We start from the raw sequence: 10,180 nt of genomic DNA on the forward strand, positions 1-10,180 counted from the left end.
CCCCCTGGACACCCTCGCCCCGCACGTCACCGGGAGCCTGCCCGGCCCCCGCTCGGCGGAGTACCTGGCCCGCCAGCAGGTCTACGAGTCCAACGCCCGCAGCTATCCCCGGCGATTGCCGATAGCCATCGAGGAAGCCTCCGGCAGCCTGGTCCGCGACGTCGACGGCAACGTCTTCATCGACTTCCTGGCCGGCGCCGGCGTGCTCTCCCTGGGCCACAACCACCCCGAACTGGTGGCCGCCGTCACCGAACAGCTCGGCGTGCTCACGCACGGCCTGGACTTCCCCACCCCGGTCCGGGAGGACTTCGTCGAGGCCCAACTCAGCATGCTGCCGGACACGATGCGGGACCGCATGAAGATCCACTTCTGCGGTCCGACCGGCGCCAACGCCGTGGACGCCGCGCTGAAGCTGTGCAAGACCGCGACGGGACGCGGCGACATCATCTCCTTCCAAGGCGGCTTCCACGGCGCCAGCCACGCGGCCATGGCGCTCACCGGTCTGGTCTCGCAGAAGCGCCCGGTGGCCAACGGCGTCCCCGGAATCCACTTCTTCCCCTACTCCTACTGCGCCCGGTGCCCGATCGGCCTGTCCCCCGACACCTGCGCCACGAATTGCGCCGACGTCCTGGAACGCGCGCTCACCGACGGCAACGGCGGCGTGCCGCTGCCGGCCGCGGTGGTGATGGAACTGGTCCAGGGCGAGGGCGGGGTCATCCCGGCGACAGTCGAGTTCGCCCGGCGCGTCCGTGCTCTGACGCTTCAACTAGGAATCCCATTCGTGGTCGACGAAGTCCAGACCGGCTGCGGCCGCACCGGGACCTGGTTCGCCTTCGAGCAGTACGGCATCGAGCCGGACGTCATCATCGCGTCCAAGGCGCTCAGCGGCATCGGAACCCCGGTCGCGCTGATCATCTACGACGAGAAGCTCGACGTGTGGGAGCCCGGTGCGCACACCGGCACCTTCCGCGGCAACCAGCTGGCCTTCGCCGCCGGGGCCGCGGCGGTGGGGATCATCCGGCGAGACGGCATCCTGGACAACGTCGTCCAGCGCGGCGAGCAGATCGCCGACCGGCTCAAGCCGCTGGTGGACGACCCGTGGGTGGCCGAGGTGCGCGGGCGCGGGCTGATCTGGGGCATCGAGTTCGCCGATCCCAAGAACGGCCGGCCCGCGGGCGGGCTGGCGGCGGCCGTGCAGGCGGCCGCGCTGCGCGGCGGGCTCATCGTCGAGCTCGGCGGACGGGACGACTGCGTGGTGCGGATGCTGCCGCCGCTGAACGTCACGACCGGCACCGTGGAGGCGGCCTGCACGATCCTGCTGGACGCCATCGGCACCGCGAAAGCCAATTACCGGGAGGCCTGAGCAGATGAGCCTGATCGTGCAGAAGTTCGGCGGTTCGTCTGTGCAGAGCACGGAGCGGATCAAGAAGGTGGCCGAGCACATCGTGGCCACCCACCAAGCCGGGCACGACGTGGTCGTGGTGGTCTCCGCGATGGGCGACACCACAGACGACCTGTTGGACCTGGCCACGGACGTGACGGCCACGCCGCCGCCGCGCGAGTTGGACATGTTGCTCAGCGCCGGCGAGCGGATCTCCAATGCCCTGATGGCGATGGCCATCGAGGCACTGGGCACCCCGGCGCGGTCGTTCTCAGGCGCCCAGGCGGGCATCCGCACCGCCGCGACGGCCGGGCGTGCCCGCATCACCGAGGTCGCGCCGGACCGGGTCCGGCAGACATTGGACCGCGGCGCGATCGCGGTGGTCGCCGGGTTCCAGGGCGTCCACCGCGACGAAGCCGGGGACAGTACCGTCACGACCCTGGGACGCGGCGGCTCCGACACCACCGCCGTGGTGCTGGCCGTGGCGCTGAAGGCTGATCTGTGCGAGATCTACACGGACGTCGACGGCGTCTACACCGCCGATCCCCGCATCGTCCCCGACGCGCGCCTGATGGAACACGTCAGCTACGACATCATGCGGGAGCTGGCTGTCAGCGGCGCGAAGGTGCTGGCGCCGCGCAGCGTGGAGTACGCGGCGCGGCACGGGATTCCGATGCGCGTCCGGTCCTCGTACAACGCCGAACCCGGGACGATGGTCTCCGGGTCGGTGGGCCCGCTGTCGGCCGAGTACTCGGCGGTGGCCGGGGTCGCGCACGACGCTTCGAAGGCGAAGATCACGCTGTGCGGGGTGCCGGCGGGCTCACCGGAGCTGACCGCACGCATCCTTCAGGTGGTCGCCGGGATCGAGGCCGAGCTGCACTATTCGGTTCTGGACGCTTCCTGGGCCGTCCAAGGCCGGTCCGACATCTCGCTGGTGTTGCCGGCGCAGGACGGACCGCCGGTGATGCAAGCCCTGCGACAGGCGAGCGCGGAACTCGGGTTCGAGGATCTGCGTTACGCGGAGCGGATCGGCAAGCTGTCGCTCATCGGCAGCAGTCTGCTGTCCCAGCCGGGTGTGCTGGCCACGTGCTGCGAAACCCTCGCCGCGGCCGGGGTGCATCTGGAGACCATCTCCACCTCGGACATGCGCTTCACCGCGTTGTGCCCCGCGGACCAGCTGACGGACGCGGTGCGGGCGTGGCACGCGGCTTTCGGTCTCGGTGCGCCGGAACTCGCCACGGTGCACGCCGGAACGGGACGGTGATCAGGGTTCGGTGACAGTCATCAGGGTTCGGCGACAGTGCCTCGGTAGCGTTTCCTCGCTTCGGTAGCGCTTCGTCACTTCGGTAGCACCTCTTCAGCGGCCTCGTGTTCCCGCCGACGGCGTCGGGGACACGAGGTCTTGCGTAGCGCCATAAGGGTGAACACGCCCTACTCCACCACGGTGCTTCGTCCTAACAAATACGCCTGTTGATCCAATGGCGCGTACTCACCGCGCGAGAGAGTCGCGGTGCGACCACAGGATCAGGGGTTCGCGATGAAGTTGAGGCTCCGCATCGGGCGGCAGCAGGCCAAGGCAGTCGACACCGACGTGGTCGGGACCGGGAGTGGCCCCGCCGATCGTGTGCAGGAGTCTCGATCCGCCGAGGCCGCCGCACCCGGGCGCGTACCGGTTCCGCGGGTGTCGGAGCTTGGCGCGGCAGAGCTTGGCACATCGAAGCTGGGCACGTCGAAGCTGGGCACGTCGGAGTCGGGCACATCGGACCCGAGCACGTCGGATCCGCGCGCTTCGGGCGTCCGGGTGGTGCGGGCCGGGTCCTACTGTCGCGGAACCGATGTCGGCCAGCGAGCGGTGACGAGCACCGGGCGCGCAGTCGTCGCGGTCCACGCCGGGCACTGCGGCCGGTGGGCCTACGCGTGAGCCAGGGTGATCGGCGCGCGATTCGTTTGAACGTTTGCGCAATCGTTTGACTAATGAGCCGGGCCAGGTGTCTACTTGAGCACTACGGTTGCGCGCCGCGACGCGCCGGGCCACGGGAGGTGAGCGACATGGGATCAGGTCATAGTCATAGTCCCCGCTGCCACATTCGCAGTTCCCGTTCCCCGTTCCCGCGCCCCGAAGTGGATTCGCTTTCCGCGTAACGGTCTGGTCGTCTCAGGCCAGCGGAGCCCCGTCGGCTTCCAGGCTTCCTTTGCCGTGCCCACCGGCACGTCCGGAGGTGTTCGCCCATGACCGTGACCCTGACCATCTCAGGCCTGCCGAAGGCCTCGGTGCCCGGCATCGACTTGACCGGCATCGACCTGGCCGGCGTGGCCCGCACGCTGCGTCCGCTGCTCACCCCGGCGCTGGCCGGGGTCGCCGAACTGGCCGGGCTCGGGCCGCTCGTCCCCATCCTGCTGACCATCGTGGCGAAGGCCACGGCGACCAGCGGCCCCAAGGAGGTAGTCGCATGAAGAGCACAGCCTGGATCGCCGCGCACCTGCGCACGCGCGACCGCCGGACCCGGCCGATCAGCGGATCGACGCCGGACAACAGAGTGACCGGGACGCCGCGACCGGACCCGGCGCGCCGGTTCTCGGCGTTCATCGCGCCGTAGGACAACCCGCAGAACAACCAGCCAGGCGCGGCGGCGCGCGGCGACGTCTGGCCGACACCGTCCTGAGCGCTCCCAGATCTCAGAACAGCGGGTCTCCCGTACGGCGAACGGGATCAGTGGCGTACCAGGACTCCTCGAACAACGCGCGGACGGCCTGCCGCAGCTGACTGACTTCCGTGACCGGGGAGGGGAACTGGAAGCGCGCGTCGAAGCTGCCGTCCCGATCGCTGAACCGGATCCGCAGCCCGAAGCGGTCCAGCGCCAGCGGGACCACCTCTTGCGGCACCCCGGACGCGGCACGGCGCCGGTCCACCAGGGCACACAGCCAACCGAGTTCGGTGCCGTGCGCCGCAGCCAGGTGCTGGAGCAGGTCGGCCTCGTGCGCGGCCAGCGGATCGGGCTCGGCCGCGGCGAAGTCGTCCGGCTCGACCAGTTCGGTGCCCCACGCGTCCTCCAGCCAGATCTCGCCGACCTCCAGTCTCAGCAGGCTGTGATCTGCCAGCGGGCCCCGCTCGTCCAGCGAGCCGTGTTCTTCCAACGAGCCGTGTCCGTCCAGCGAGCCGCGCTCTTCCAACAAGCCGCACTCCTCCAGCAGACCGGCATCGGCGCCGTCGGGTACCGGGGTGAGCCAGCCGGCGATCCGCGCCCGGCTGCGGACCCGGTCCGCGACGGCGACCGGCGCGATGTCGGTGAGCTCCAGGACCGCGACGACTTCGTCGGCTTCGGCGTGCCGGACTGCGCGGACCGCGGGCGAACCGGCGGGCAGCCGCAGCACGATGTCGGCCTCGGCCGTCACCGTCCGCCGGGCCGGCAGCATGCTGAGCGGGTCGACGACCGTCAGGCCCGGGATGACCAGCAGGGCCGAGGAACTGCCGGTGGCCAGGGTACGGGCGCGCGAGGCGCCCGTCGGCTTCGCCGGTACCGCGTCCCCGTGGCGGCACCACCGGCCACACCCCTGATCGGCACAGGCGGTTGCGGCGCGTTCGACCCGGCGTGACATGCGATCTCCTCCGCTAGTTAGGTAAGGCTTACCTAAGATACAGGAGGAAGTCTCGGACGGCACATTATTCGCCGACAAAGGCTTTCTTGACCCTTTGATCGTGCTCTGATACTCATAGAGACATGAAGCGGGTCCGGCTGGTCTCCAGGTGCCACATCGACTTCGGTCGCGTGTGGTCCACTTCGTGTTGCCGTTGATCCCCACCGCTCACCGAGCGCATCCTTCAGCTCGCTGAGCACGTCCTTTCAGCGCGCCCTTCTCCCGTTCCGGAGCGGGGGTTCTCCATGTGCGCGCCCAGGGACTGACGGTTAAGTACTGGTAAAGCCAGGATTTCAGGTCTTTTCAGGACACTGATACAGCCGTACCTTCTCCATCAGCGAATCACCGCGAGGAGGGGACTGCCGTCCCCGCCGACGGTGATGCGTACCCACTGCATCGCCCCCTACCCCAAGGAATGGCTCATGCCTGTCAACAGCTCTGTCAACCGGCGAATACGCCGGACGCTCGGTGTGCTCGCCGCACCGCTGCCGGTCTTCGTGCTCGCCCTCCCGGTGGCGCACGCCGCCGCCCCGGCCGGCGCCGCGTCGGCCCGGACCGCCCTCGCCGGCACCGCCGCCCCGCACCTGGCGGCCGGCGCCGTGCGGACCGGAGCGGTGGCCGCCGACACCCCGATCACGCTCCAGATCAGCCTGACGCCCCGCAACCAGGCCGGGCTGGACGCGTTCCTGCGCGCCGTGTCGGACCCCGCATCGCCCCAGTACAAGCACTACCTGACCGTCACGCAGTACGCGCAGAACTACGGTGCCACCGACGCCCAGGTCTCGGCGCTCACCACGTACCTGCGCGGCCAGGGCCTGACGGTCGGCGCGCTGACCGCCAACCACCAGACGCTCGCCGTCAGCGGCACCGCCGCGCAGGCCGAGAAGGCCTTCGGGGTGCAGCTGGGGACGTGGCACGCCGACGGCCGCGACGTCTTCGCCAACACCGCGGCGCCGACGCTGCCCTCCGACATCGCCTCGATCGTGTCCAGCGTGGCCGGGCTGTCCAACGCCTCGCAGCGCACGCCGAACTACCACGTCCAGAGCCAGAGCCAGGCCGCGCCGCACGCCGGCACCGTCCTGACCCCGACCAAGGCGCGCGGCGGCTACAACCTCACCAGCCCGCTCGCCGCCGGCGACAACGGCTCGGGCCAGACCATCGGCCTGGTCGAGTTCTCGGCCTACTCGGCCTCGGCCGTCGCGGCGTACAACAGCAAGTACAGCCTTGGCGCCGCCGCGGCGACCGTGGTGAACGTGGCCGGCGGCACCACCGACACCTCCGGCTCGGTGGAGGACGAGCTGGACATCGAAGTCGACAACGCGCTGGCGCCGAAGGCCAACGTGAAGGTCTACGAGGCGCCCAACAGCGACGCCGGCGAGGTCGCCCTCTACGCGGCCCTGGTCAGCGCCGACGTTCCGGTGATCTCCAGCAGCTGGGGCGAGCCGGAGAACCAGGAGAACAACCTCACCTCCGACGACGCCGACTTCAAGGAGGCCGCGGCGCAGGGCCAGTCCGTCTTCGCGGCCTCCGGCGACAGCGGGGCCAAGGACGACGGCTCGACCCTGTCGGTCGACTACCCGGCCTCGGACCCCTACGTCAGCGGGGTCGGCGGCACCAACCTGACCGTTTCCTCGTCCAACGCCTGGAGCAGCGAGACCGGCTGGTCCGACAGCGGCGGCGGCCAGTCCGACAAGTGGACCACCCCGGCGTTCCAGGCCCCGGTGAACACCAGCGGGCACCGCGAGGTCCCGGACGTCTCCGCCGCCGGCGGTGACAGCAGCCCGTGGTACATCGACGCCGACGGCAGCTGGACCGACGTGTGGGGCACCAGCGCCGCCGCGCCGAACTGGGCCGCCTTCGTCGCCGACTACAACACCGCCGCGGGCAAGGCCGGCAAGGCGAAGTTCGGCTACGCCAACAGCTTCATCTACACCGTCGCCCGCAGCTCCAGCTACAACACCGACTTCCACGACATCAAGAGCGGCAACAACGGCGGCTACAGCGCCGGCACCGGCTACGACGAGGTGACCGGCTGGGGCTCCTACAACGCCGCAAAGTTCATCGCGAACAAGCTGTAACTAACCTGTTTGGATAAGAACCCTTCTACAGACACGACTCGTCCCGGCTGGCAGGGCCCTGCCAGCCGGGACGAGTCGTTGTTCGGTCAGGAATCAGGCGGATACTCAGATCAGAGTGCCGTCGGTGATGACGGGGCCGGCGGTGATGTGCAGGGTACGGACCCGCACCGTCGCCTCGGCGTTCTGGTCGAGGTAGAAGATGTGCGTGAACGGGGCCCGGATGACGGTGTCGGGTTCGGCCTTCTTGGCGACCGTCGCTTCGCCGCGCAGGATCACGACGTCCTCGACGCTCCAGGTCTGGACCGTCTCGTGCGTGGTGATGAGCGGGGCGTCGATCGTGACGAAGAAGTCCTTGATGGCCTCGACGCCGCGGACCCGGGCCGTGCCGAATATCATCTCGGTGTTCTGATCGAAGAGCTCTGTGAAGGCCTCGCCGAACTCCAGAGTGTCGATCTCGCGCATATAAGCGTCGATCCACGCCGTCGTGTCACTCATCGCTATCAGACCCCTTCCAGCGCGGACAGCGCCGGCAGTCCGGCCAGGAAGGCGTCGATCTCGGCGTTGACGGCCTCGGGGTTCTCCCGCGCGGCCAGGTGGCCGGTGTGCAGCAGCACCTTGAACGTGGCGGTGGGTATCGCGTCCGCCATGCGTCGCACGACGTGCACGGGGAACTGACTGTCCTCCTCCCCCGCGATGATGAGCACCGGGACGTCGGTGATCGTCGCCAGCAGCCGGTGCTCATCGCGGCGGCCGATCAGGATGCTGCGAAGGGCCCAGGCCACCGACTTCGGGTCATTGCGCAGGATGACGCTCAGGTAGTCGACGAACTCGGGGCGCTCGGCCTCGGCCGTGGGGCCGGCGAAGGCGCCGCGGGCGGCCCGAAGCGCGAGCGCCGGCATCTTCGAGTTCAGCGACAGGTAGCCGGACAGAGCCGTGGCCCAGATGCTCTCGAAAGTGGTCGGCAGCGATGCGGTGCAGTTGATGCCGATCGTGGCCAGCGCCCGGTCCGGGTGGTAGGCGGGGAACACCCCGGCCAGCATGCCGCCCCAGCTGTTGCCGATCAGCACGGCCTTGTCGATGCCGAGCGCGTCCTGGATCTGCACGAGCGCGTCGGCGCACTCCTTCAGGTCGATGATGCGGCGCAGCGCGTCCGACTTGCCGTGTCCGGGCTGTCGATGAGCACGACGCGGTGCGTGCCGGCGAAGTGCTCGTACTGCCGGCGCCACATGGTGCCGTCCATCATCAGGCTCGGCCAGAAGATGAGCGCCGGGCCCTGCGGCTCACCGCCGTCCCGCACGTTGATCAGCCCGAGCGAGGTGGGGATGAGCCGCTCGGAGACGCCCTGCAGCCAGGTGTCGGTCATGGTGTGTCGTCCTCTCACTGCGTGGGGGTCGGGTTCCGGCCCCACACCAAGGACGATATTGCAACTAGTTAGTAGATGCAACCAGCGGGACCAGGTTCGATGCCGCGATCGGCTCGTGACAGGCACTACAGGCCAGGTAGGGCTCAGTCTCGTTGCCACAGGTGGTGTGCAGAAGCGGGCGCCGCACGCCCGACCCGTCCGGACCCGAGCCCGAACCGTCAGACCCCTCCGACCGGCCCACGCCGGACTCGCGCTCCTCGGCCCAGCGGGTGATCGCCACGATCGCCGGCACCACGAGCTCGCGGGCCACGTCGGTGAGCTGGTACTCGTACCAGGGCTTGTCCTCGCGGTAGGCCCGCTTGCTGAGCAGGCCGAGCTCGGTCAGATCATTGAGCCGGGTGGTCAGGATGTTCGCCGAGATGCCGAGCGCACGCTTGATCTCGCCGAACCGCGTGGTACCGAAGAACACCTCGCGCAGGATCTGGTAGTTCCAGCGCTCTGAGATGGTCGCGAGAAAGGTCTGGCCGTGCTCGAACACGACGGGCTTGGACTGGTTCGACACCGGGCCTCCTGGTTGCAGAGTGATACTAGTTAGTGAAATGTATCACCACTGGTCCCGAGTGCGGGCCCGTTGAGTTAGTGCCGCATCAGTCAACGTTTGCCCTGGTGATGATTTGGCTTAGGCGGAGGTCGTCGGCGTGGCGGTTTCGCTAGATTGCTGGCTGGATGCGGTAGAGGCCGGTTTGGGGTGTTCGGGTTCGGATCTTCTTTGGGGTTGCAGTTTGCTGGCCGGGTTGCGGTTGGGATGTGGGTTGAAAGGCGATTTTTACGGCCTTCGGTCATAGTTGAGCCGGTTCGGGGTTCGGGTCGGCGGGTTTGCTTGTCGGCTGCCGGTTCCCGCGTTCACAACCCCGCCCCACCTCAGGCCTCTTCAACTCCAGCAAGTCCGGGCAAGGGCAAAGGCCAGATCAAGAGCAAGATCAAGAGCCACCAGCAAGATCAAAGTCAAGGGCTGTGATGAAGGGCCGGGCCTCCGGCGGGCCTCGGCAACCTCAGGGAAACTAGCGCCAGTCCATCGGGTGGCCGGGTCAGTCTCAGCGGCTGCGGTTTGTGACGTGGTGCGGTCCGTTCCCCACGGTCGCGTCGTCAGCCCGGGGGGTACAGCACCGGTGTCCGGGGGTCAAGTCCGCGCACTTGCGGTCGGGCGGGCAGGCGGCGGTTGTCAGAGCGCGAACTGGACCCCCGGCCACCGGCACTGTAGGCGAAGCCCTGCCGACGCGACCGAGGGGAACGAACCGAAAACCAGCCGGAAGAATAGCAATCGCAGGGACCGACAACGCGGGTTGGTAATGCGGCTGCCGGTGAGGGGTGTGGTGGCGGGCCGGTGGTCGGTTGGTCGGGGACATGTCCGGGTGCGGTAGGCGGCATGCCTTGGTGGCCAGGTCTATCTGTCATCCGGCGGCAGCGATCTTGGTGGTCAGGTCTGTCTGTCACTCGGCGGCAGCGATCTTGGCGGCAAGGCGAACCCGCGCCCACACCTGCGCCCGCCAGCCCAGGATGCGCACCCTCGGGACTGCCGCGCTGCCAGCACCCTCACCGGCGGCCGTGCTCGCCGAGTTGCCGGTACCCGCACCCCCTGTTTTGTATTTCTCCGGCTGGTTTTCGGTTCGTTCCCCTCGGTCGCGTCGGCAGGGCTTCGCCTACAGTGCCGGTGGCCGGGGG

The 10,180-nt window shown here is 68.8% G+C and carries 11 protein-coding genes; 5 read left to right on the forward strand and 6 right to left on the reverse strand.

Features of this window, described 5'->3' with window-relative positions; translation table 11 throughout:
• Positions 1–4: 4 nt before the first annotated feature.
• Positions 5–1,363: a diaminobutyrate--2-oxoglutarate transaminase family protein gene (locus KGQ19_RS44715; protein WP_368862250.1), complete on the forward strand. Its 1,359-nt coding sequence runs from the start codon at positions 5–7 to the stop codon at positions 1,361–1,363.
• Positions 1,364–1,367: 4 nt separating this feature from the next.
• Entirely contained in the window at positions 1,368–2,645 is a 1,278-nt protein-coding gene (locus KGQ19_RS44720; protein WP_212021045.1) for an aspartate kinase, read from the forward strand.
• 225 nt (positions 2,646–2,870) lie between these two features.
• Here KGQ19_RS44720 and KGQ19_RS53200 read toward each other — a convergent pair whose 3' ends face one another.
• Positions 2,871–3,416, reverse strand: coding sequence for a pentapeptide repeat-containing protein (locus KGQ19_RS53200; protein ID WP_368862249.1), 546 nt, complete (start codon positions 3,414–3,416; stop codon positions 2,871–2,873).
• 194 nt (positions 3,417–3,610) lie between these two features.
• Here KGQ19_RS53200 and KGQ19_RS44730 point away from each other — a divergent pair, with 194 nt between their 5' ends.
• Both KGQ19_RS44730 and KGQ19_RS44735 read left to right on the forward strand, forming a co-directional pair.
• Entirely contained in the window at positions 3,611–3,835 is a 225-nt protein-coding gene (locus KGQ19_RS44730) for a hypothetical protein (RefSeq protein ID WP_212021051.1), read from the forward strand.
• Positions 3,832–3,978, forward strand: coding sequence for a hypothetical protein (locus KGQ19_RS44735; RefSeq protein ID WP_212021053.1), 147 nt, complete (start codon positions 3,832–3,834; stop codon positions 3,976–3,978). The genes KGQ19_RS44730 and KGQ19_RS44735 overlap by 4 nt, the downstream gene beginning before the upstream one ends.
• Before the next feature lie 79 nt (positions 3,979–4,057).
• Here the strand turns inward: KGQ19_RS44735 and KGQ19_RS44740 are convergent, their stop codons facing one another.
• Positions 4,058–4,978: a DUF2470 domain-containing protein gene (locus KGQ19_RS44740; RefSeq protein ID WP_212021054.1), complete on the reverse strand. Its 921-nt coding sequence runs from the start codon at positions 4,976–4,978 to the stop codon at positions 4,058–4,060.
• A 461-nt stretch (positions 4,979–5,439) separates the two neighbouring features.
• Here KGQ19_RS44740 and KGQ19_RS44745 point away from each other — a divergent pair, with 461 nt between their 5' ends.
• Complete coding sequence (locus KGQ19_RS44745; RefSeq protein WP_212021056.1) at positions 5,440–7,095, forward strand: S53 family peptidase; 1,656 nt, start codon at positions 5,440–5,442, stop codon at positions 7,093–7,095.
• 105 nt (positions 7,096–7,200) lie between these two features.
• Here KGQ19_RS44745 and KGQ19_RS44750 read toward each other — a convergent pair whose 3' ends face one another.
• The 4 genes from KGQ19_RS44750 to KGQ19_RS44765 form a co-directional block, all read right to left on the reverse strand.
• A complete protein-coding gene (locus tag KGQ19_RS44750; protein ID WP_212021058.1) occupies positions 7,201–7,590 on the reverse strand; it encodes a hypothetical protein in 390 nt (129 codons plus the stop codon).
• Positions 7,591–7,595: 5 nt separating this feature from the next.
• Positions 7,596–8,321, reverse strand: a complete 726-nt coding sequence (locus KGQ19_RS44755; protein ID WP_212021060.1) for an alpha/beta fold hydrolase — start codon at positions 8,319–8,321, stop codon at positions 7,596–7,598.
• On the reverse strand, positions 8,219–8,458 hold the full coding sequence (locus tag KGQ19_RS44760) for an alpha/beta fold hydrolase (protein ID WP_212021062.1): 240 nt from the start codon (positions 8,456–8,458) through the stop codon (positions 8,219–8,221). The genes KGQ19_RS44755 and KGQ19_RS44760 overlap by 103 nt, the downstream gene beginning before the upstream one ends.
• Before the next feature lie 64 nt (positions 8,459–8,522).
• A complete protein-coding gene (locus KGQ19_RS44765) occupies positions 8,523–9,020 on the reverse strand; it encodes a winged helix-turn-helix transcriptional regulator (protein WP_212021064.1) in 498 nt (165 codons plus the stop codon).
• Between the last annotated feature and the right edge of the window lie 1,160 nt (positions 9,021–10,180).

It is taken from the genome of Catenulispora pinistramenti, from assembly GCF_018274385.1.
Lineage (GTDB): Bacteria > Actinomycetota > Actinomycetes > Streptomycetales > Catenulisporaceae > Catenulispora > Catenulispora pinistramenti.